Annotated in this window: 24 protein-coding genes; 19 read left to right on the forward strand and 5 right to left on the reverse strand. The window is 64.7% G+C overall.

What is annotated here, in order from left to right; genetic code table 11:
- Positions 1-22: 22 nt before the first annotated feature.
- On the reverse strand, positions 23-1,339 hold the full coding sequence (locus tag EN852_RS20435; RefSeq protein ID WP_127876654.1) for an ABC transporter substrate-binding protein: 1,317 nt from the start codon (positions 1,337-1,339) through the stop codon (positions 23-25).
- A gap of 181 nt (positions 1,340-1,520) precedes the next feature.
- A complete protein-coding gene (gene pcaQ / locus EN852_RS20440; protein ID WP_127876655.1) occupies positions 1,521-2,438 on the reverse strand; it encodes a pca operon transcription factor PcaQ in 918 nt (305 codons plus the stop codon).
- 92 nt (positions 2,439-2,530) lie between these two features.
- Here pcaQ and pcaD point away from each other — a divergent pair, with 92 nt between their 5' ends.
- Genes pcaD through pobA form a run of 6 tightly spaced genes read left to right on the forward strand, consistent with a single transcriptional unit; the run spans position 2,531 to position 7,335 of the window.
- Positions 2,531-3,343, forward strand: coding sequence for a 3-oxoadipate enol-lactonase (gene pcaD, locus EN852_RS20445; protein ID WP_127876656.1), 813 nt, complete (start codon positions 2,531-2,533; stop codon positions 3,341-3,343).
- Positions 3,336-3,740, forward strand: coding sequence for a 4-carboxymuconolactone decarboxylase (gene pcaC, locus EN852_RS20450; protein ID WP_127868660.1), 405 nt, complete (start codon positions 3,336-3,338; stop codon positions 3,738-3,740). Before pcaD ends, pcaC begins: the two co-directional genes overlap by 8 nt.
- Positions 3,733-4,485, forward strand: a complete 753-nt coding sequence (pcaH, locus tag EN852_RS20455) for a protocatechuate 3,4-dioxygenase subunit beta (protein WP_127876657.1) — start codon at positions 3,733-3,735, stop codon at positions 4,483-4,485. Before pcaC ends, pcaH begins: the two co-directional genes overlap by 8 nt.
- The gene (pcaG, locus tag EN852_RS20460) at positions 4,485-5,099 is read left to right on the forward strand and encodes a protocatechuate 3,4-dioxygenase subunit alpha (protein ID WP_127876658.1); all 615 of its coding nucleotides are present in this window, start codon (positions 4,485-4,487) and stop codon (positions 5,097-5,099) included. The genes pcaH and pcaG overlap by 1 nt, the downstream gene beginning before the upstream one ends.
- Before the next feature lie 11 nt (positions 5,100-5,110).
- On the forward strand, positions 5,111-6,163 hold the full coding sequence (locus EN852_RS20465; RefSeq protein ID WP_127876659.1) for a 3-carboxy-cis,cis-muconate cycloisomerase: 1,053 nt from the start codon (positions 5,111-5,113) through the stop codon (positions 6,161-6,163).
- Positions 6,163-7,335, forward strand: coding sequence for a 4-hydroxybenzoate 3-monooxygenase (gene pobA, locus EN852_RS20470; protein ID WP_127876660.1), 1,173 nt, complete (start codon positions 6,163-6,165; stop codon positions 7,333-7,335). Before EN852_RS20465 ends, pobA begins: the two co-directional genes overlap by 1 nt.
- A 13-nt stretch (positions 7,336-7,348) precedes the next feature.
- Here the strand turns inward: pobA and pcaF are convergent, their stop codons facing one another.
- The 3 genes from pcaF to EN852_RS20485 are packed head-to-tail and all read right to left on the reverse strand — an operon-like array spanning position 7,349 to position 10,211.
- Positions 7,349-8,554, reverse strand: coding sequence for a 3-oxoadipyl-CoA thiolase (pcaF, locus tag EN852_RS20475; protein WP_127876661.1), 1,206 nt, complete (start codon positions 8,552-8,554; stop codon positions 7,349-7,351).
- Positions 8,554-9,357, reverse strand: a complete 804-nt coding sequence (locus EN852_RS20480) for a CoA-transferase subunit beta (RefSeq protein ID WP_127876662.1) — start codon at positions 9,355-9,357, stop codon at positions 8,554-8,556. The genes pcaF and EN852_RS20480 overlap by 1 nt, the downstream gene beginning before the upstream one ends.
- The gene (locus tag EN852_RS20485) at positions 9,354-10,211 is read right to left on the reverse strand and encodes a CoA transferase subunit A (RefSeq protein ID WP_127876663.1); all 858 of its coding nucleotides are present in this window, start codon (positions 10,209-10,211) and stop codon (positions 9,354-9,356) included. Before EN852_RS20485 ends, EN852_RS20480 begins: the two co-directional genes overlap by 4 nt.
- A 94-nt stretch (positions 10,212-10,305) precedes the next feature.
- On the opposite strand from EN852_RS20485, the gene EN852_RS20490 reads away from it, so the two are divergent.
- The 13 genes from EN852_RS20490 to EN852_RS20550 all read left to right on the forward strand — a co-directional run bounded on the left by EN852_RS20490 (position 10,306) and on the right by EN852_RS20550 (position 22,188).
- Entirely contained in the window at positions 10,306-11,088 is a 783-nt protein-coding gene (locus EN852_RS20490; RefSeq protein ID WP_127876664.1) for an IclR family transcriptional regulator C-terminal domain-containing protein, read from the forward strand.
- A gap of 81 nt (positions 11,089-11,169) precedes the next feature.
- Entirely contained in the window at positions 11,170-11,895 is a 726-nt protein-coding gene (locus EN852_RS20495; protein ID WP_127868669.1) for a GntR family transcriptional regulator, read from the forward strand.
- 2 nt (positions 11,896-11,897) lie between these two features.
- Positions 11,898-12,929 (forward strand): ADP-ribosylglycohydrolase family protein, encoded by a 1,032-nt coding sequence (locus EN852_RS20500; protein WP_127876665.1) that lies wholly within the window; start codon positions 11,898-11,900, stop codon positions 12,927-12,929.
- On the forward strand, positions 12,926-13,900 hold the full coding sequence (locus tag EN852_RS20505) for a PfkB family carbohydrate kinase (RefSeq protein ID WP_127876666.1): 975 nt from the start codon (positions 12,926-12,928) through the stop codon (positions 13,898-13,900). The genes EN852_RS20500 and EN852_RS20505 overlap by 4 nt, the downstream gene beginning before the upstream one ends.
- Before the next feature lie 38 nt (positions 13,901-13,938).
- A complete protein-coding gene (locus tag EN852_RS20510; RefSeq protein WP_127876667.1) occupies positions 13,939-15,003 on the forward strand; it encodes an ABC transporter substrate-binding protein in 1,065 nt (354 codons plus the stop codon).
- A 28-nt stretch (positions 15,004-15,031) separates the two neighbouring features.
- Positions 15,032-15,901: an ABC transporter permease gene (locus EN852_RS20515; RefSeq protein ID WP_127876668.1), complete on the forward strand. Its 870-nt coding sequence runs from the start codon at positions 15,032-15,034 to the stop codon at positions 15,899-15,901.
- A complete protein-coding gene (locus EN852_RS20520; RefSeq protein ID WP_127876669.1) occupies positions 15,901-16,689 on the forward strand; it encodes an ABC transporter permease in 789 nt (262 codons plus the stop codon). The genes EN852_RS20515 and EN852_RS20520 overlap by 1 nt, the downstream gene beginning before the upstream one ends.
- On the forward strand, positions 16,689-17,756 hold the full coding sequence (locus EN852_RS20525) for an ABC transporter ATP-binding protein (protein WP_127876670.1): 1,068 nt from the start codon (positions 16,689-16,691) through the stop codon (positions 17,754-17,756). The genes EN852_RS20520 and EN852_RS20525 overlap by 1 nt, the downstream gene beginning before the upstream one ends.
- Before the next feature lie 83 nt (positions 17,757-17,839).
- Entirely contained in the window at positions 17,840-18,928 is a 1,089-nt protein-coding gene (locus EN852_RS20530) for a Gfo/Idh/MocA family oxidoreductase (RefSeq protein WP_127876671.1), read from the forward strand.
- A 51-nt stretch (positions 18,929-18,979) separates the two neighbouring features.
- Positions 18,980-19,894, forward strand: coding sequence for a sugar phosphate isomerase/epimerase (locus tag EN852_RS20535; RefSeq protein WP_127876672.1), 915 nt, complete (start codon positions 18,980-18,982; stop codon positions 19,892-19,894).
- A 13-nt stretch (positions 19,895-19,907) separates the two neighbouring features.
- The gene (locus EN852_RS20540; RefSeq protein WP_127876673.1) at positions 19,908-21,005 is read left to right on the forward strand and encodes a fatty acid desaturase family protein; all 1,098 of its coding nucleotides are present in this window, start codon (positions 19,908-19,910) and stop codon (positions 21,003-21,005) included.
- 25 nt (positions 21,006-21,030) lie between these two features.
- The gene (locus EN852_RS20545; protein WP_127876674.1) at positions 21,031-21,345 is read left to right on the forward strand and encodes a MocE family 2Fe-2S type ferredoxin; all 315 of its coding nucleotides are present in this window, start codon (positions 21,031-21,033) and stop codon (positions 21,343-21,345) included.
- Positions 21,346-21,384: 39 nt separating this feature from the next.
- Positions 21,385-22,188, forward strand: a complete 804-nt coding sequence (locus EN852_RS20550) for a 3-methyl-2-oxobutanoate hydroxymethyltransferase (protein WP_127876675.1) — start codon at positions 21,385-21,387, stop codon at positions 22,186-22,188.

Consider the following 22,188-nt stretch of genomic DNA (forward strand, 5'->3'; position numbering starts at 1 on the left):
CACGATGCGGTCCCTCGACAGATCAGCCGTTGTAAGGCTGGAGCTTGGCCTCGACCGGCACCTTCGGATCGGTGGCGTTCTCGGTCACGACATAATCGAGTGGGAACTTCGAGCCTTCCTTGGCGGCCACCCATTGCGTGCCGATGATCGGGCCGGGCGAGACGTTGGCGACCGGGCCGCTGGTGAAATCGACCTTGCCGATCATGGTCTCGGTCTTCAGCGTGCTCAGTGCCTTGGCGACCGCCGCCTTATCCTTGGCGTTGGAACTCGCCTTCAGGGCTTCGAAGCCGGCGTCGAGCAGCGACATCGAGGCGCCGAGTTGCTGCGTCCACTGCTTGCCGCTTGCCGCCTCGTAGCCATCGGCCAGTTCCGTTCCCGAGACGCCGGTGAGCGGCGACTTGTACGGGAAGGCCTTGTGCCAATAGGCGGCACTCGCAATCTTCATGCCGAGATCGCCCAGCGCCTCGATGTCGGAAGGGAACAGGCCGGTCTTGGCGACCTGAGCGATCTTGATCTGCCTTGTCAGGCCCTGCTGCGCGGCCTGGCGCCAGAAGGCGGCGAAATCGGGCGGGATCGGGAAGGAGTTGAAGATCTCGACTCCTTCCTGCTTGAACAGCGCGATCTGCGAGGAATAGTCGGTGGTGCCGGTCTCATAGGCGCCGGGATCGACGATCGTGAAACCTTGCTTGGCCAGAAGCGGCGCGAGGTTGGCGCGGATGGCGTTACCGTCGGCGTCGTTCGGATACATGACGCCGACCTTCTTGTTGGTCTCGATCAGGTTCCACTGCGAAATGTAGGTCTTGAAGAATTCGCCGACGCCGAAGCCGAAATGATAGGTCCATTTGAAAGGCGAGGGCGCGCCGGGCTTGGCGCCGCGGCCGAAATACCAGGCCTCCCACGGCATGACGGTCGAGAGGCAGGGCACGCCGGCTGCTTCGCAGGCATCCGCCACCGGATTGATCACCTCCGGCGTGGAGACGGCGAGCATCAGGTCGATGGCCTGGTTGTTGATCAGGTCTTTTGCCAACTGGCCGGCGCGGGACGGGTCGGACTGGGTGTCCTGGTCGAGGATATCGACGCTGTATTTCTTGCCGCCGAGCTCGATGCCGTTGGCCAGGGCCTTGCGGGCAAGGTCGAGCACATAGCCGTCGGTCTCGCCGAAGCCGGCGAGCGGGCCGGTGCGCGGACTGACGAAGCCCACCTTGAGCGTGTCGGCGCTTTGCGCGAAGGCCTTGCCGCGGCCGAATGCCAGTGCCGCGCCGCCGGCCACCGACGTGGCGATGAATTGGCGCCGTGAAATGCCCGATAGAGCGGGTTTGCTGCCGATAATGCGAGACATCTGCTCCTCCCTCAGTGGCCGTTCGACACGACGGCAAACGGGTCTTCCGTTTGCGGCCGGACGGCACGGCTCTCGATCCTCCGAGGTCACATTGCACTAGCGGTTTGGTTCGGTAAAATGATATTTTACGGTGTTTCATTAACCCCTGGGTTAGCGGAATTCGAACTGCCAGGGCCGATCGTCAGGCGTGGTGCCGCGCTGCCTCGCGGATCGTCTGCAAGAGGATGGTGAAGGCGGGCGAGGGCGCGGTGTCGGTGCGCATGGTCAAGCCCACCGGCCCTTTGGTTTCTTCCGTATCCACCGGCAGGGCGACGAAGGCGCCGCTGGCGATCTCGTTGGCGACGACGCCGGCAGAGATGATCCACACCGCGTTGCTCTGGCGCATGAAGGAGCGGCCGAAGGAATCGGAAACGGTTTCGATTTCCGTCGCCGGCGCGGTCATGCCATTGGTGATGAAGAGCCGGTCGACGAAAGGCCGGATGACGGATTCCCGCGTCGGCATCAGGACGGGGAACTCGTCGAGCCGCGCGAAGATGTCGGCGCCCGGCTCGGACAGGGGATGCCCGGCCCGCACCACAAACAGCACCTGCTCCGAGTAGAGATGTTCGAAGAAGAAGCCGGTCATGTGCTCCGGCGCGGCGAGGCGGCCGACGACGAGATCGAGCGCTCCGACGCGCAATTGCTCGAGAAGCACTGCGTTTTCGCCGGTGACGATCTTGAGCGCGGCGCCGGTGTTTTCCTCGAGGAACAGGGTCATGGCGAGCGGCATCACCCGCGCCGACACGGTCGGCAGCGCGCCGATGCGGATCGGGTCACGATGGAGGGCGCCATCCTGGCGCACGGAATCGACGCCGCGCTTCAGCGCCGAAATCGCCGAGCCGGCGTGTCCGAGAAAGATCTCGCCAAGACGCGTGACACGGATGCCGCGTCCGTCTCTCTCGACCACCGGGACACCAAGCGCTTCTTCCAGTTCGCGCAAGGTCTTGGTCACGGCAGGCGCGCTGACATGCAGGAAGTCGGCCGCGCGCGCGACGCTGCCTTGTCGCGCGACTTCGAGAAACGCCTGCAGGTGGCGGAAGCGAATCCGGCTTTCGGCCATGGTTCGATAACCTCAGAGTTAATGAAACGCCGCAAAATATCATTTTACCGAACCAAACCGCTGGTGCAATGTGGCTTTGGAGGATCGAAATCGTGCCATTCGTCAGCATAGGCGGCGTCACGCTGCATCATCGCCATATCGAGGCGGCCGGCACGTCGCGTCCGATCATCTTCATCAATTCGTTGGGCACCGACTTCCGTATCTGGGACGACCTCGTCGCGCGGCTTACTGGTGAAATGCCGATGCTCGTCTACGACAAGCGCGGCCATGGGCTGTCGGATATCGGCAGCGGCGTGCGCTCGATCGACGACCATGTCGACGACTTGCTCGGCCTCATCGATCATTTCGGTTTCGGGAAGGTCGTGCTGTGCGGATTGTCGGTCGGTGGCCTAGTCGCGCAGCGACTCTACACCCGCCATCCCAAATGTGTGGAGGCGCTGATCCTCAGCGACACCGCGCACAAGATAGGCACCGCAGAGAGCTGGAACACGCGCATCGCCACCGTCGAGCGCGACAGCATCGAGGTGATCGCCGACGGTATCATGAAAGTGTGGTTCACGCCGGAATTCCACGCCGCGCGCGCCGCCGATCTGGCCGGTTGCCGCAACATGCTGACCAGGCAGGCGCTGCCCGGCTATATCGGCACCTGCATGGCGGTGCGCGATGCCGATTTCACCGACAGCGCGCGGCGCATCGCTGTGCCGACGCTCTGCATCGTCGGCGACCAGGATGGTTCGACGCCGCCGGAGTTGGTCCGCTCGCTGGCCGGCCTGATCCCCGGCGCACGCTTCGAAGTGGTCCGCGACGCCGCACACATTCCGTGTATCGAGCAGCCCGAAGCGCTCGTCAGTCTGATCCGCGATTTCGTCGCCTCGTTGCCCGAGGGAAAGCCTGCTCATGGATGATGTCACGAAGAACCGCTACCGGACCGGTCTCGAGGTCCGCCGCTCCGTGCTCGGCGATCCCCATGTCGACCGCGCCGAGGATGCCGCCACCGATTTCGACCGGCCGTTCCAGCAACTGATCACCGAAGCCGCCTGGGGAACCGTGTGGGCGCGACCGGGCTGGTCGAAGCGCGAGCGCTCGATCGTGACGCTGGCGCTGCTTGCGGCACTCGGCCATGACGAGGAAGTCGCCATGCATGTGCGCGCCACCGCCAATACAGGCGCCACGCGAGACGACATCTGCGAGGCCTTCCTGCATGTCGCGATCTATGCCGGCGTGCCGGCGGCCAACCGGGCCTTCAAGATCGCCAAGGAGGTGTTCGCGCAGATGGACGGAGCCAAGACCGCCCATGGCTGAGTCCGGCTCAAACCGCGCGCCGGAAACCGGCGCCTTCTTCCAACGCGACCGGCAGTGGCATCCGCCGGCATTCACGCCGAACTACAAGAGCTCGGTGCTGCGCTCTCCGCAGAAAGCGCTTTTGTCGTTCGACAACACGCTGTCGGAACTGACCGGACCGGTATTCGGGCATGCGATGCTCGGCGAGCTCGACAACGACCTGATCCACAATTTCGCCAAGTCGGGCGAGAGCGCCATCGGTGAGCGCATCATCGTCCATGGACGCGTGCTCGACGAGCGCGGCAAGGGCGTGCCGGGCGTGCTGCTCGAATTCTGGCAGGCCAATGCCGGCGGCCGCTACCGTCACAAGAAGGACGGCTATCTCGCGCCGCTCGATCCGAATTTCTGCGGCTGCGGCCGCACCATCACCGGCGAGGATGGCGGCTATGCCTTTCGCACCGTCAGGCCTGGGCCCTATCCGTGGCCGAACGGCCCGAATGACTGGCGCCCCGCGCATATCCATTTTTCGGTGTTCGGGCATGGCTTCGCACAGCGGCTGATCACCCAGATGTACTTTGAAGGCGATCCGCTGATCTGGCGCTGCCCGATCGTCGGCGGCATTTCCAACAAGGCAGCCATCGAGGCGCTGATCGCCGCGCTCGACATGCACGCGACGATCCCGATGGACGCGCTCGCCTACACGTTCGACATCGTGCTGCGCGGGCGGCGTTCGACGCTATTCGAGAACAGGCCGGAGGGCAATTGATGGCGCAGTCGCTCGACCAGCTGAGGGAGAGCCCTTCGCAAACCGCCGGCCCTTACGTGCATATCGGGCTGACGCCCAATTTCTGCGGTATCGGCGGCGTCTATCAGAGCGACCTCGGCTCGACGATGGTCAACGGCGAGACCAAGGGCGAGCGCATCGAGCTGCGCATCCGCGTGCTCGACGGCACCGGCACGCCGCTGAAGGATGCGCTGATCGAGATCTGGCAGGCGGATGCCAGCGGGCTCTACAATTCACCGGCGGAGATGCGCGGCGCCGCCGATCCCAACTTTTTGGGCTGGGGCCGGCAGCCGACCGATATGGAAACGGGTGTTTGCCTGTTCCGGACGATCAAGCCCGGCCGCGTGCCGTTCCGCGATGGCCGGCTGATGGCACCGCATATCACGCTGTGGATCGTGGCGCGCGGCATCAATGTCGGCCTGCACACCCGGCTCTATTTTTCGGACGAGGAGAAGGCCAATGCCGAGGATCCGATCCTTGCCCGCATCGAGCATCGCCTGCGCGTGCCGACGCTGATCGCCGAGCGGCAGGGCGACACTTACGTCTTCGATGTCCACCTGCAGGGCGAAAAGGAGACGGTCTTCTTCGACAGCTGACCGCGACCAATATGACCGTTTCGCCCTTCGATCATCCGCTGCTTTCCGGCCTGCTCGGCGACGAGGAGGCGGCACGGCATTTCTCCGTCGAAGCCGACATCGATGCGATGCTCGCTTTCGAGCGGGCGCTGGCTGAGGCTGAGGCCGGGTGCGGCGTCATCCCGCGTGATGCCGGGGCGGCGATCGTGCAAGCTTTGGCCGCCTTCCGGCCGGACACGGCGAAGCTGCGCGCCGGTGTCGCCGGGGATGGCGTCGTGGTGCCGGAACTGGCTCGGCAGATCAAAGCCGCAGTCGGCGCGCCGCATGATGCATATGTGCATTTCGGCGCCACCAGCCAGGATGTCATCGACACCTCGCTGGTGCTGCGCCTGCGGCAGGCCATCGACCATATCGGCCTGCTGCTTGGCGAGAACATTGTGCGCCTCACCGGCCTCGAGCTGGAGTTCGGAGAACGTCAGTTCATGGCGATGACGCGCATGCAGCCGGCAATCCCGATTACAGTGAAGGGTCGGACTACATCCTGGAGGGCGCCGCTCGAGCGTCACCAGCAGCGCCTTGCCGAAATGTCCGACCGTCTGCTGGCGCTGCAATTCGGCGGCGCCGCCGGCACGCTGGAAAAGCTCGGCGACAAGGGCACCGCCGTTCGCGCCGCCCTTGCCGCGAAGCTCGGTCTTGCCGACGCGCCGCAATGGCACAGCCAGCGCGACGCGCTCGCTGAGTTCGCCAGTTGGCTATCGCTGATGACCGGCAGCCTCGGCAAGTTCGGGCAGGACATTGCGCTGATGGCGGAGGTTGGCTCCGACATCAAGCTGTCCGGTGGCGGCGGTTCGTCGGCCATGCCGCACAAGCAGAACCCGGTGAAGGCAGAGGTGCTGGTGGCGCTGGCGCGCTTCAACGCGGTGCAGCTTTCCGGCATGCACCAGGCGCTGGTGCATGAGCAGGAGCGCTCGGGCGCGGCCTGGACGCTGGAGTGGCTGATCCTGCCGCAAATGGTCGTGGCGACGGCGGCCGCGCTCAGGCTTGCCGCTGAGCTTGCCGCGCAGATCGAGAGCCTTGGTCACTGATGCGCACGAAGGTCGTCATCATTGGGTCGGGACCGTCCGGCCTGCTGCTTGGACAGTTGCTCGCCGGCATCGGCGTCGAGACGATCATCCTCGAACGGTCGAGCCGCGAGCATGTGCTCGGTCGCGTTCGGGCCGGCGTGCTCGAACAGGGCACGGTCGACCTGCTCGGCGAAGCGGGCGCCGCGGACCGGCTGCATGCCCAGGGCCTGCCGCATGAAGGCATCTCGCTCGCCTTCGACGGCCGCGCGCATCGCATCGACATGAGCGCGCTCACCGGCGGCAAGCATGTCACCGTCTATGGCCAGACCGAGGTGACGCTCGATCTGATGCAGAAGCGCGAAGCGGCGGGACTCCCGACCGTCTTCGAAACGTCGAATGTCGCGCTGCATGGTTTCGACGGCGCGTCGCCCTTTGTCACCTACGACAAGGATGGCGCGACGCATCGCATCGATTGCGACTTCATCGCCGGTTGCGACGGCTATCACGGCGTCAGCCGCAAGTCGGTGCCGCAGGGCGCGCTGAAGACGTTCGAGCGGCAGTATCCGTTCGGCTGGCTGGGCGTGCTGGCTGAGGTGCCGCCGGCGGACAGCGAGCTGGTCTATGCCAATCACGAGCGCGGCTTTGCGCTCTGCTCGATGCGCTCGCCGCAGCGCAGCCGCTACTATGTGCAGGTTCCCGCCGATGAGCGCGTCGAGGCCTGGTCCGACGACCGCTTCTGGGACGAGTTGCGTCGCCGCCTGCCGGCGCAGATTGCGGCCGCCGTCACCACCGGGCAGTCCTTCGAGAAGTCGATTGCGCCGCTGCGCTCCTTCGTCGCCGAGCCGATGCGCTTCGGAAAATTGTTCCTGGTCGGCGACGCCGCCCACATCGTGCCGCCGACCGGCGCCAAGGGCCTCAACCTCGCTGCCAGCGACGTTCGTTATCTCTTTGCCGGGCTTCGCGAATTCTACCGCGAAAGGTCAGAGGCCGGGCTCGACGCCTTCTCGGCCAAGGCGTTGTCGCGTGTGTGGAAAGCGGTGCGCTTTTCCTGGTGGATGACGACGATGCTGCACCGCTTTCCGGAGACCGGCGAGTTCGGCCAACGCATCCAGGAAGCCGAGCTCGACTATCTTGTCCATTCGAAGGCCGCGTCGACGGCGCTCGCGGAAAATTACGTCGGCCTTCCCTATTGATCGGCCGCCGCGCTCAGACGCGGTCCAGCGCGATCGCGATGCCCTGGCCGACGCCGATGCACATGGTGGCCAAGGCCAGCTTGCCGCCGCGCTCGCTGAGCTCGAGCGCCGCCGTGCCGGTGATGCGGGCGCCGGACATGCCGAGCGGATGACCGAGCGCGATCGCGCCGCCATTGGGGTTCACATGCTCCGCCGTCTCGGAAATTCCGAGTTGGCGCAGCACGGCAATGCCCTGGGAAGCGAAGGCTTCGTTCAATTCGATGACGTCGAACTGCTCGGGCGTCAGGCCGAGGCGGGCGCAAAGCTTGTTCGTGGCCGGGGCGGGGCCAATGCCCATGATGCGCGGCGCAACGCCGGCGACGGCACCGCCGAGGATGCGGGCGATTGGCGTCAGCCCATGCTTGTTCGCCGCCGCTTCGGAGGCGATTATGAGGGCAGCAGCTCCGTCATTGACGCCGGAAGCGTTGCCGGCGGTCACCGTGCCGCCCTGGCGGAACGGCGTCGGCAGCTTGGCCAGCGTCTCGATGGTGGTGCCTGCGCGGGGATGTTCGTCCTTCGAAATGACGATAGCCTCGCCCTTCCTCTGCGGGATGGTCACCGGCGTGATCTCCTTCGCCAGCCGGCCATTCTCTTGCGCGGCGACCGCCTTGTCCTGACTGCGGACGGCGAAGGCGTCCTGGTCGGCCCTGCTGACGGAAAAATCCTCGGCGACATTCTCGCCGGTCTCCGGCATGGAATCGACGCCATACTGCTTCTTCATCAGCGGATTGACGAAGCGCCAGCCGATGGTGGTGTCGTAGATCTCGGCATTGCGCGAGAAAGCCGTGTCGGCCTTCGGCATGACGAAGGGCGCGCGGCTCATCGATTCCACACCGCCGGCGATCATCAGCTCGGCCTCGCCTGATTTGATGGCGCGCGCGGCGATGGTGACGGCATCCATGCCCGAACCGCACAGGCGGTTGACCGTCGAACCGGGAATCTCCTGCGGGAGGCCGGCAAGCAGCAGCGCCATGCGCGCCACGTTGCGGTTGTCCTCGCCGGCCTGGTTGGCGCAACCATAGACGACGTCGTCGATGGCGGCCCAATCGAGACCCTTGTTGCGCTCGACCAGCGCCCGCAACGGGATGGCGCCGAGATCGTCGGCGCGGACGGAGGACAGCGAACCACCGAAGCGGCCGATGGGCGTGCGGATGTAATCGCAGATGAAGGCTTCAGCCATTATGCAGCTTTCCCTTTCGCGGTCCCTTGATGCGCCGCCTTGGTGCGGGCCTGCAGGTCGCGCAATGTCGTCAGCTCGAGTTCCGTCGGCGCCGGCGTCTCGTCAAGGGCCTCGGCGAATTTTACCGCCCAGCCACAGGTCTCCTGCACCTGCTCGCGCGTGACGCCTGGATGCAGCGACACGACGGTGAACTCCTTGGTCACCGGGTCCGGCTTCCAGATGGCGAGGTCGGTGATCAAAAGCGTCGGGCCGGCGGTGTTAATGCCGAGCCGCTTGCGATGATCGCCGCCTTCGCCATGGCCGAAGGAGGTGAAGAAGTCGATCTTCTCGACCATGCCGCGCTTCGACTGCGCCATGGTGATGTAGACCTGTCTCGACGAGGTGGCGATCTCCGGCGCGCCGCCGCCGCCGGGCAGGCGTGTCTTGGGATGCGCATAGTCGCCGATGACGGTGGTGTTGATGTTGCCGAACTTGTCGAGCTGGGCGGCGCCCAGGAAGCCGATCGAGATACGGCCGCCCTGCAGCCAATAGCGGAACATCTCCGGCACCGCGACGGTGGTGACCGCCGTCTCGCACAATTCGCCGTCGCCGATCGACAGCGGCAGCACGTCGGGCGCGGTGCCGATGGTGCCGCTCTCATAGATCAGCGTGATGTCGGGCGCATGCGTCAGCCGCGCGACGTTGCAGGCGGCCGATGGCGCGCCGATGCCGACGAAGCAGACATCGTCGCTTTTCAAGGCGCGGCTGGCGGCGATCGTCATCATCTCGTTTGGGCTGAAACCCAGATCCTTCGTGTCGCTCATGCGGCTTTCCTCAGATGCTCGACGCGGCTGACAAAGTCGTCGGCGCAGCTCTCGATAACATTCTTCTGCATCCATGCCTGGAAGCGGTCGCGGTCGGCGGCGATCTCGTCCCATTCGAGATAGGCGGCGTTGTCGCGCTCATAATAGCCATGCGTGTAGGAGGGATGCGAGCCGCCCGGCACGACGGAAATCGCCGCAATCGTCCAGCTTGGCAACACGGTGAGGTTGGGGTGGAGGTCGTCGAAATTGTCGACCACCTCCTCGACCGTCACGACCGCGCGCTTTGCCGCCAGCACCGCTTCCTTCTGGATGCCGATGATGCCCTCGACCAGCACATTGCCTTTCCGGTCCGCCTTCTGCGCGTGGACGAAGGTGACGTCGGGCCTTATCGCCGGAACGGCGGCCAGCGCCTCGCCGGTGAAGGGGCAAGTGACCGATTTGATGTTCGGATTGACCGAAGCGAGACCGGCGCCGCGATAGCCGCGGAACACCGCGCAGGGCAAGCCGGCGGCGCCCGCCTCATAGGCGTTGGCCATGCCAGCATGGCTGTGCTCCTCGACCTCGATCGACCGCGGAAAGCCGTTCTCGATGGCGTCGCGGGCGCGTCGCAGCAGGCCGACGCCCGGATTGCCGACATAGGAGAAGATTATCTTCTTCGCCATGCCCATGCCGATCATCTGGTCGTAGATCAGGTCGGGCGTCATGCGGATGAGAGTGAGGTCGCGAAAGCCCTGGCGGATCGCCTCATGCGCGGCGGCGGTCGGGATCAAATGAGTGAAGCCCTCGAAGGCGACGGTGTCGCCGTCATGCAGGTTTTCCGCGACCGCCTCTTTGAGCGGCAGGAACTTCACCATTTTCCAACTCCGACAAATCAGAAAAGTTCGCATTGCGAACATATGTTTGATATGTGATACTTTTTTAATCCGACCCGAATTGGGAGTCAATGTCATGGAAGCTGTGGCGGACGATGAAGCTGGCTCACGCGATCATGTCGGCTCGCTGCAGCGCGGCCTGGCCGTGATGGAAATCCTCGCGCGCCATCCGGCCGGCATGACGCTGACCGAGATGGCCGAAGAGGCTGACCTGACCCGCGCAGGCGCCCGCCGCTTTCTGCTGACGTTGGTCGCCACGGGTTATGCGACGCAGTCCGGCCGGCTGTTCTCGCTGTCGCCGCGTCTCTTGACCGTCGCGCGGACCTGGCTCGGCGGAGCATCGCTTTGGACCTTCGCCGCGCCCATTATGCGCGAGGTAGCGGGGGAATTCGACGAAGCCTGCAATGCGGCGGTGCTGTCGGGCGAGGACGTCGTCTATGTTGCGCGCATTCCCGGACGGCGAATCTTGAGCGTCGCGCTCGATGTCGGCACCAGGCTGCCGGCCTATTGCACGTCGATGGGGCGCGTGCTGCTTTCCGGCCTGGCGGCGGACGATTTAAAGGCCTTCCTTGCGCAAGCGACCATCGAACGGCGAACGCCAAAGACGATCACCAGCCGGGCCGCGCTCGGCAAGGCCATCGACAAGGCGAGAGCGGACGGCTTCGCCATCGTCGACGAGGAACTGGAACTCGGCCTGCGCTCGATCGCGGTGCCGATCGTCGATCGCGCCGGCCGCACAGTCGCCGCCATCAATGTCTCGACGCAGTCGGCGCGTTTCTCGGTCGAGGCGATGGAGCGCGACATCCTGCCGGTGCTGCGGCAGGCAAAGCAGCGGGTGGAGGAGTTCTTCTTCGTTTAAAGGTCGGTCGAGGCGTGTTGACGCTTCATTTCAGATGCGCTAATGAACAGGACTATACAGGTTCATTGAACAGGTATCGATATGGCCCGTCGCGCGATGCAGCTCTCTCCCGGCACGGGCAAGCCCGAGCAAATCGCGACGGTCCTGGAGCATGAGATCCGCTCCGGCGTGCTCGGCTTCGGCGACCGCCTGCAGAGCGAGAACGAGCTCGTCCAGCGCTTCTCCGTCAGCCGCAACACGATCCGCAAGGGGCTCGAGGAACTGTCGAGCCGGGGCCTTATCACCACCAAGGTCGGCATCGGCTCCTTCGTCACCTTCGACGGCATGCCGGTCGACGACGCGATCGGCTGGTCGCGCGCGCTTGCCAATGCGGGTGCCAATGCCGAGACCCGCACCTTGCGGCTCGAGATCATCGAGGACGCGGAGCTGGCGGCCAGGCTCGGGGTCGAGAGCCCATCCTTCATCGCCGTCGACCGCGCCCGCACCAATGCCGATGACGGCCACGCCATCTCGATCGAGCGCAGCCGCCTGCCGCTATCGCCTGAACTGGAAGACATTCCCCTGCGCGGCCTGCGCGAAGGCACGCTGCACCAGACGCTGCGCGGGGCAGGGCTTATTCCCGATCACGGCGAGGAATGGGTCGACATCGAGATGCTGAGCGCGGCCGACGCCGCGATCCTAGCCTGCGCGCCGGGCACACCGTTCCTGCGCACCCGCCGCCTGACGCGCGCCGCCGACGGACGCGCCATCGAATTCGTCACCAGTCTGCTCAACCCGGCGCATTTCGCGCTGCATCTGGAGTTCTGAGCATGGCGGGGGAGGCGATAGATCGGGCAATGGGCGCGCTGGTCGGCGGGGCGCTTGGCGATGCGCTGGGCATGCCGACGCAGCTTCTGTCGCCGGGCCGCATCGTCGAGCTTTACGGCCATGTCGAGGGTTTCGTCGCGCCTTCCGACGACCATCCGGTGTCGAAGGGGCTGCCGGCCGGCGCGATCACCGACGACACCGAGCAGGCGCTGCTGCTTGGCCGCATCCTGGTCGAGTCCGGCGAGCGTTTCGACCATGCGCGCTGGGTCAACGCGCTGCTTGACTGGGAGCGCGACGTCAAGGCGCGCGGGAGCTACGACCTGCTCGGACCATCGACCAAGCGCGCCATCGATGCCATCAACAGCGGCGTGCCGGCCGAAGAGGCCGGGCGCGGCGGCGACACCAATGGCGCGGCGATGCGCATCGGGCCGGTCGGCATCATGATGCCGCCGGAGCCGCTTGGCGCGCTGGTCGCCAAGGTGGCGGAAACCTGCCGGGCCACGCACAACACATCGATCGCAATAGCTTCCGCTAGTGCCGTTGCCGCCGCTGTCAGCCTCGGCGTCTCGGGCGGCGACTGGCGCGCCGCTTGCGGCCATGCCGTCGCGGCGGCGGGGCTCGGCGCCAGCCTTGGCCATTGGGTCACCGGCGGCGACATCGCCGCCCGTATTGCCTGGGCGCAGGAGCTTGTCCGCGGCAAGGCAGACAAGGAAGCGATCACGCTGATCGTCGACCTGGTCGGCACCGGCGTCGCCAGCCAGGAATCGGTGCCGGCCGCCTTCGCGGTGCTGGAGGTCGCGCAAGGCGATGCCTGGCGGGCTGCCGTGATCGCCGCCAATCTCGGCGGCGATACCGACACGATCGGGGCGATTGCCGCCGGTATGGCGGGTGCCTGCGCCGGCCTGTCGAACCTGCCGCAGGATCGCATCGCCGAGCTGAAAGGCATCGACATCGCGGAGGTCCGCGCGCTGGCTGCGGATCTGGTCGCGGCACGCGGCTCCAAATCCGGCCCGGGCAAGGAGGACGCCGCATGACCGGGCGGCTCGTCCATGTCGGCAGCGCGGTGGTCGACTATGTCTACCGCATCGATGCTTTGCCGGCGCCAGGTACCGAAAAGACCGCGTCAGCTTACGCCCGCGTCGCCGGCGGCGGCTTCAACATGATGGTCGCCGCAAGCCGCACCGGCATGAAAGTTGTGTTCGGCGGCCAGCTCGGGACCGGGCCGGACGGAGACTTCCTGCGCGCCGCTTTCGCCGCTGAAGGCATCGAGACGCTGACGCCGCCGTCGCCCGCGATGGACAGCGGCAATTGCGTCGCCATGATCAGCGGCGACGCGGAGCGAACCTTCGTCTCTTGGCCGGGCGCCGAGAGCCGGCTCACGCCAGACATGATGAAGCCGGTACAAGCCGTTCCCGGCGATTGGGTTTTCACCTCGGGCTATACGCTGAGCTATCCCGGCAGCCGCGATGCGCTCACCGATTGGATCGAGGCGCTGCCGGCCGGCATTCCTTTCGTCTTCGACCCGACACCGGTGATCGCCGATATTCCGCGCCCGATCCTGGACAGGGTGCTGGCGCGTACGACCTGGTTGAGCTGCAACACCAATGAAGCAGCCGAAATAGCGGGCGCCGGCGACGTCCAGACCGTCGCCATACGGTTGCTCGCCGAGCATTGCCCCAGCGCCGAAGGCGTCGTCATCCGCGCCGGCGCGCATGGCTGCCTGGTGCGCAAGGCCGATGGCGGCACCCGCGCGGTTCCCGGTTTCAAGGTGGAGGCGGTCGACACGAACGGGGCCGGCGACACGCATATCGGCGCCTTCGTCAGCGCGTTGTCGCGAGGCATATCGCCCTGCGAGGCGGCTCGCTACGCTAATGCCGCCGCCGCGCTTTCGGTCACCCGCCAGGGCGGGTCTTCGGCGCCGACCGATTCCGAAATCCTGGAATTCCTGGCTGAGCGCGGCGAAGCGACGACCGCGCCTGGCCAGGCGGAAGCGACTGCAACTTAACAAGCCCGTCAACGGGCAAACAATGAGAGGAAAAGAACATGCGCATGCCCAGACTGACCGCTTTCCTGACGGCCACCGCCGTCTTCGTCTCAGCCTTCACGCTGGCAGCACAGGCCGCCGAGGAAGTGCATGTGCTCAACTGGAAAGGCTACGGCGCCGACGAGCCGTGGGCGGTCGCCAATTTCGAGAAGGCGACCGGCTTCAAGGTGGTCAACGACTTCTTCAACTCCGAACAGGAGATGCTGACCAAGATCCGCACCAATCCCGGCCTCTATGACGTCGTCATGATCAACGCCGCCTTCAACGACCAGGCGATGGCCGGCAAGCTGATCCAGCCGATCGACGTCTCGAAGCTTTCCAACTACGCCGACATCGCCAAGGACAAGGCCGGCTCGCCGATGCTCAACCATGACGGCAAGGTCTATGGCGTGCCGTGGGTGTGGGGCCTGACGGCTCTCGCCATCAACGACAAGTCCTTCGACAAGCCGCCGACGAGCATCGCCGAGATGTGGGATCCCGCGCATAAGGGCCGCGTCATCATCCGCGACGACGCCGTCGAGGCGGTGCAGTTCGGCGCGATCGCTTCGGGGCAGAACATCAACGACATCAAGGACATGGACGCGGTCAAGGCGAAGCTCACCTCGCTGATGCCGCAGATCAAGACCTTCTGGAGCTCTGAGAACGACTGGAACCAGATGGTCGCCTCCAACCAGATCGACATCGGCACCTATTGGAGCGGTTCGGCCGACCGCGCCAAGACGCATTTCAAGCTGCCGGTCTCGCTGGTCATCCCGCAGGAAGGCGCAGTCGCCTGGCTCGACGCCTTCTCGATCCCCGTCGGCTCCAAGAACGTCGCCGGCGCCGAGGCCTTCATCAACTACATGATCGATCCGAAATTCTATGTCGAATGGGTCACCAAGGTCGGCGCGCCGGTTTCGGCCAACACCAAGGCGGTCGACGCGCTGCCCGAGGACGCCTTCAACCGCAAGGTCATGGGCAGCCCGGACGTCGCCAAGCGTATCCAGTTCCAGGCGCCGGTCACCGACGCGCAGCGCGAGAAGTACCTGGCGCTGTGGCAGGAGCTGAAGGTCAACGTGAAGTAATCGATGTCTTTCGGGGAGGAGAGGCAGAATGGCTGACCAGCTTGCGATCGGTTCGCGCCGCGGACTGAGGCCGGCCCTGCCGCTTCTCCTTCCGGCCTATCTGTGGCTGACGGTGGCGATCTTCCTGCCGCTGTCGGCCATGGTGTTCTTCTCCTTCATGACCGACCTGCCGCTGGCCGGAAAGGAGTGGTCGTTCACGCTCGGCAATTACGCGGCGTTCTTTTCGCAAAGCCTCTATTCGACGCTCCTCTTCGCGTCGCTGCGGCTCGGCCTCGAAGTGACGCTGTGGTGCGTCGTCATCGGCTGTCCGGCGGCCTATGTGCTAGCCAAGGTGCTGAAAGGGCGCAGCCGCGAGGCGATCTTCCTGCTCGTCATCCTGCCCTTCTGGTCGAACGGGCTGGTGCGCATCTTCTCCTGGGCGATGGTGCTGCGCGAAGGCGGCATCCTCGACACAGCGCTCAACGCGGTGCTGCCGTTCAAGATCAACATCGATCTCATGTATTCCTATCCGGCCGTCATCATCGGCCTGGTGCACTCCTATGTGCCCTACATGGTGCTGACCTGTTATCTGACGTTGCAGGCCATCGACGACTCGCTGATCGAGGCGGGGCGCTCGCTCGGCGCGTCGCGGCGGCAGGTGCTTTGGCGGGTGATCATCCCGCTGTCGATGCCAGGCCTGATCGCCGGTGCCGCGCTGATCTTCGTGCCGGTGGTCGGCTCCTTCATGGAACCGCGCATCCTCGGCGGCCGCACCGGCACCTTCTACGGCACCGTCATCGAGGACCAGTTCGTCGCCGTGTTCAACTGGCCGCTGGGCGCAGCACTTTCCTTCATCCTGCTCGCGGTCGTGCTGATCATCCTGGCGCTGGCGGCACCGGTCCTGCGGAGGGCTGCGTGATGGCAACGACGCGCGTGCTCGAATGGCTCGGGCGCTTCTACATCGTGCTTTTGCTCGGCTTCCTCTATCTGCCGATCATCATCATGGCGGCGATGTCGTTCAACGCTTCGCCCTTCTACCAATTGCCGTTCGAATGGACCACGGACTGGTATCAATCGCTCTGGCAGAACGATCAGCTGATCGCGGCGACCTGGAACAGCATCGAGATCGCGGTCATCACCACTTTGATCTCGACGGTGCTGGGTTCGATGGCCTCGCTGGCGCTCTATCGCTACGAGTTCCGCGGCAAGAAAGTCCTGCAGGCGCTGCTCTTCCCGCCGATCGCCATTCCGTGGCTGATCACCGGCACGGCGATGCTGATCTTCTTCTTCGGCGTCGGCATCGGGCGAGGTCTGGTGGCCATCCTGCTCGGCCATGTCGCGCTGGCGCTGCCTTATGTGATCGTCGTCGTCTCGGCGCGGCTGCAGACCTTCGCGCCGGAGCTGGAGGAGGCGGCGCGCTCGCTCGGCGCCAACCAGTGGCAGGTGACCATGCGCGTAACCTTGCCCTGGATCATGCCAGGTGTCATCGCCGGCGGCCTGTTCGCCTTCGCCGTGTCGTTCGACCAGTTCGTGGTCTCGTATTTCCTGTCGACGCCCGGCCAGACGACGCTGCCGGTCGAAATCTATGCCGCGATCCGCAAAGGCTTCACGCCCGAGATCAACGCGGTCTCGACGATCATCATTGTGGTGTCGATGGCGCTGATGCTGCTTACGGCGCGCTTCTTCAAATTCGGCGGAGAGAAATAATGGCTGGCGTCCAGGTCGCGAACGTCTCGCGCAGCTTCGGCGCGCACAAGGCGCTGGACGATGTTTCGATCGATTTCGCCGATGGCGGCTTTTATGCGCTGCTCGGACCGTCCGGCAGCGGCAAGACCACGCTGCTGAGACAAATCGCCGGCTTCGATTTTCCGGACAGTGGCCGCATCGCCATCGGCGGCGAAAGCGTCGAGCGCGTGCCGGTCGAGAAGCGCCGCATCGGCATGGTGTTCCAGAACTATGCGCTGTTTCCCAATATGAGCGTCGCCGACAATATCGCCTTCGGCCTTTCGGTGCGTGGTGAACCTAAGGCGACGATCGCGACAGAGGTTCAGCGCGCGCTCGATCTGGTGCAGCTAGGCAAGCTCGGCGGGCGCAAGCCGCACCAGCTTTCCGGCGGCCAGCGCCAGCGCGTGGCGCTGGCGCGCGCCATCGTCACCAAGCCGCGCGTGCTGTTGCTCGACGAGCCGCTCGGCGCGCTCGACAAGGCGCTGCGCGTCGACATGCAGATCGAGCTGAAGCGCATCCAGCGCGAGATCGGCATTACCACCATCTTCGTCACCCACGACCAGGAAGAGGCGCTGACGATGAGCGACCGCATCGGCATCTTGCGTGACGGCAGGCTGGTGCAGGAAGGGCCGCCGGAAGAGATCTACGACAGGCCGCAAAGCGAGTTTGCCGCGACCTTCCTCGGCGACGCCAACATCTTTCGCGGCGATGCGACCGGCTCGGGGATCAAGCTGCCCGACGGCACGACGATCGCGGCCTCGACAGGCGCATCGGTGCCGGCGGGCGCCAAGGCGAGCTGCGCGGTGCGGCCCGAGCGCATCCGGATATCGACCGGCGCGGCAAAGCCCGATCCAGCCGATGCCAACATGCTCACGGGGCAGGTCTCGAAGCGCATCTTCGCCGGCAACAACAGCACCTATTTCGTCGAGCGCGATGGCCAGACACTGAAGGTGATCGTCCAGAACACCGGCGCAGAGCGGCTGGCCGAGGGCCAGCCGGTGGTCCTCAGCTGGTCGCCGGATAGCACGGTGCTGATCGCGGCCGCCTGATATCGCTGATGGGAAATGATGGCGCGGGCCTTGGCTGAGGCCTGGAGCATCGCGCTATATCCAGTCCTCGACGGGAGGAATGGATGGCGAGCACGGGTTTCGAGCCGGACGTAAAGGTCCGGGTCAAGGACTACCGGATCGGCTGCATCGGCGCCGGCATGATCATGGCCGAATGCCATCTCGCCGCCTATGCGCAAGCCGGCTTTCCGGTGGTGGCGAGCGCCTCACGCACCAAGGCGAATGCCGCGAAGGTGGCGGATCGCTGGCATATCCCGACCGTCCACGACACACCGGAGCAATTGATCGAGGACATCAGCGTCGAGATTGTCGACCTTGCCTTTCCTCCGGACCAGCAGCCGGCGCTGATCCGCCATGCGCTCAAGCAGCCGCATATCAAGGCGATCCTGGCGCAGAAGCCGCTGGCGCTCGCGGTCGAGGAGGCAGTGAAGCTGCGCGACGAGGCGGCGGCTTCCGGCAAGATCCTCTCGGTCAACCAGAACATGCGCTACGACCAGTCGATGCGCGTGTTGAAGCAGATCATCGACAGTGGCGCGCTTGGCGAGGTCGTCTTTGCCGAGATCGACATGCACGCGATCCCGCACTGGCAGACATTCCTGGCCGGTTACGACCGGCTGACGCTTGCCAATATGAGCGTGCACCACTTGGACGTGCTGCGCTTCCTGTTCGGCGATCCGGATGAGATCACCACGCTGACGCGCAAGGACCCGCGCACGAAATTCGACCATTCCGACGGCATCACCGTGTCGACGCTGCGCTTTCCGTCCGGCGTGCTCGCGGTATCGCTGGAGGATGTCTGGTCCGGTCCACGCCAGGAAGGCTACGATGACGACCAGCACATCGCCTGGCGCGTCGACGGCACCAAGGGTGTTGCCAAGGGCACGATCGGCTGGCCGAAAGGCATCGCCTCGACGCTGACATACGCCTCGACCGAGACGACGGGCGGGAAATGGGTCAGCCCAAGCTGGGAGACGATGTGGTTTCCACACGCCTTCATCGGCGTCATGGAGCAACTGCAATATGCGCTGAAGACCGGCACGCCGCCGGCGCTGTCCGTCGCCGACAACGTCAAGACCATGGCGCTGGTCGAGGCCGGCTACCGGTCGATGGCGGAAGGCCGTACCGTCAAGTTGTCCGAAATCCGCGTCGACTGAGGCAGCCGAAAGACGCGGCAACTGAATCGCTTACCCGGAGGACTTCACCTCATGATGCAGGCAGGTATCTTCACAGGCTATTTCCCCTACGGGTTGGGGGAATCCGCAAAGCGCATCCGCGCGCTCGGATTCAACACCGTGCAGCTCGACCTGCATTTCAAGGACATCGACCTGTCGGCCGGGCAGATCACCAAGGACAAAGCGAGGAAGGTGCGCGACACGTTTCGCGACCATAACCTGCCGGTCTGCTGCGTGTCCGGCTACACCAATATCATCCATCCGGACAAGGGAGAGCGGGACCGGCGGCTTGCCTATCTCAAGGAGATCATCCGTAACGCGCGCGACTTCGGTAGCCCTTACGTGATCTCGGAGACCGGCACCTACAACACAGAGTCCGACTGGGTGCACCACCCCAAGAACAAGACCGAGGAAGGCTTCGAGGAATGCCGCAAGGTGATCTCCGACCTCGCCCGGACGGCTTACGACCACGGCGCTGTGTTCCTGCTCGAGACCTATGTCAACAATGTCGTCGGTTCGGTCGAGGAGACGGTGAAAATGTTCGCGCAGGTCGACCATCCCGGCCTCGGCCTGTTGATGGACCCGACCAACTATTTCGAGGCGCACAATATCGACCGCATGGACCAGGTGCTGAACCAGGTGTTCGACACGCTGACCGACAAGATCAGGATCGCTCATGCCAAGGACGTGAAGCGTTCGGGCGGGGACAAGAGCGAAAAGCATGCAGATATCGGCGACGCGGACGCGCATGAGGGGCTGACCTTCCGCGGCGTCGGCGAGATCGAATTGCCGGCGCCGGGGCTGGGCGCGCTGAACTACGACCTCTACCTCAAGCGGCTCAGCGAGAAGCATCCGAACATCCCGGTCATCATCGAGCATCTGACCGAGGACGACGTGCCGCGCGCCAAGACATTTCTCGACGACAAATTCCGCGCGAACGGGCTTTGATCGTGGAGGGAAGATGACGACGGTCTCCAGCACCAAGCGCGATTACAGCCTTGTCGGCGAAAGCACGCGCCGGGCGATCGAGACCGGGCTCGCCTCGGCCGAGTGGTATCACACCGACGTGGCGCGCAAGACCATGAAGGAATTGATGCAGCGCTCGGACGGGCCGGCGATCCGCGACACCATCATCTGGATCGCCGCGATCCTGGGCTCAGCGGCCGGCATCGTCTGGTTCTGGGGGACATGGTGGGTGGTGCCGTTCCTGTTCGTCTACGGCGTGCTCTACGGCTCGTCGAGCGACTCGCGGTGGCACGAATGCGGCCACGGCACCGCCTTCCGCACGCGCTGGATGAACGACGTCGTCTATCACATCGCCTCCTTCATGCTGATGCGCAATCCGGTGCAGTGGCGCTGGAGCCATGCGCGCCACCACACCGACACCATCATCGTCGGCCGCGACGCCGAGATCGCGGTGATGCGGCCGCCGGATTTGCTCAAGGCGGCTTTGGCCTTCACCGGCATCCTCGACTTCCGCTATTCGCTGCCGACGCTGTTGCGCCAGGCCTTCGGCACATTGTCGGATGACGAGAAGAGCTACATCCCGCAGATGGAGCAGCACAAGGCGGTGACCGCGGCGCGCTGGCACATGGTGGTCTATGCCGCGACGATCGCTGTCGCGATCGCGCTTGGATCATGGATACCGCTGGTGCTGATCGGCCTGCCGGGCCTCTACGGCACTTGGCACATGGTGCTGACAGGGCTGTTGCAGCATATCGGGCTCGCCGACAACGTCACCGACCATCGGCTGAACACGCGCACCGTCTACATGAACCCAGTCAGCCGGTTCATCTACTGGAACATGAACTATCATGTGGAGCATCACATGTTCCCGATGGTGCCTTATCACGCGCTTCCGAAGCTGCATGAGCTGATCAAGCACGATCTGCCGGTGGCGAACCCGTCGATGTGGCACGCCTATCGCGAGGTCTGGCCGGTTCTGCTCAGGCAACTGAAATACGAGGATTTCTACCTCAAGCGCGAATTGCCGCCGACGGCGAAGCCTTATCGCGGCGAGTTCCATGATCTCGACATAACGGCCGCGGCCGCCGAATAGGCGCTCGGCAACTCGGAGACAGACGATGACGGAGTGGGTCGAGGCATGCGCGGTCGACGACGTGGACGAGGAGGACGTGATCCGCTTCGACCATGGCGGCCGCAGCTTCGCGATCTACCGCTCGCCGGAGAACACCTTCTTCGCCACCGACGGTTTCTGCACGCATGAGAAAGCGCATCTCGCCGACGGGCTGGTGATGGACGACATCATCGAATGCCCCAAGCACAATGGCCGCTTCAACTACAAGACCGGCCAGGCCAAAGGCGCGCCGGTCTGCGTCAACCTCAGAACCTATCCGGTCAAGGTGGAGGCCGGTAAGGTGATGATCGATATCGGCTGACAGCAACGCGCAGCAACATATAGAGGGAACCGAAGTCCGATGAGCCGAAAGAGACCGACCGTCGCCGATCTGCGCGCCATGAAGGGCAAGCGGCAATTGACCATGCTGCGCGTGCTGACGCTGGAGGAAGCCGAGGCCGCCGAGCGCGCCGGCATCGATATCGTCTCGGTGCCGCCGGAGCTCGTGCTCAACCCGCACTATCGCGACGCGGCGCCCAGCCTCTTCACCATGCCCGGCGAGAATTTCTTCGAGATCGGCACGGCGGACGATTTCCTGCGCTGGTCGTTCCGGCTCTACAAGGCCGGCGCCGATGCCGTCTATTGCAGCGCCGGCTACGCCACGATCAAGCGCATGGCCGACGATGCCATTCCGGTGATCGGCCATGTCGGCCTCATTCCTTCCCGCGCGACCTGGACGGGCGGCTTCAAGGCGGTCGGCAAGACCGCCGATACCGCCATGCAGGTGTTCGAGGCGGTCAAGCAATTGGAGGCCGCCGGCGCTATCGGCGCCGAGATCGAAGTGGTGCCGGTGGAGGTAGCAAAGGCGATCTCCGAGCGCACTTCGCTGATCATGCTGTCGATGGGCGCCGGCACGGGCTGCGACGCGCAATATCTGTTTGCCGAGGATATTCTCGGCGCCAATCGCGGTCACTTGCCGCGCCACTCAAAGGTCTATCGCAACTTCGCCGCCGAATATGACCGGCTGCAGCAGGAGCGCATCGCCGCGTTTTCCGAATATGTCGCCGACGTCAACAGCGGCGCCTATCCCGAAGACAGGCATATCGTGCGTATGGATCCGGACGAGCTCACCCTCTTCATGAGGAAGGTGGACGCAAAGCCCTGA

Source organism: Mesorhizobium sp. M2E.F.Ca.ET.209.01.1.1, assembly GCF_004010375.2.
GTDB lineage: Bacteria > Pseudomonadota > Alphaproteobacteria > Rhizobiales > Rhizobiaceae > Mesorhizobium.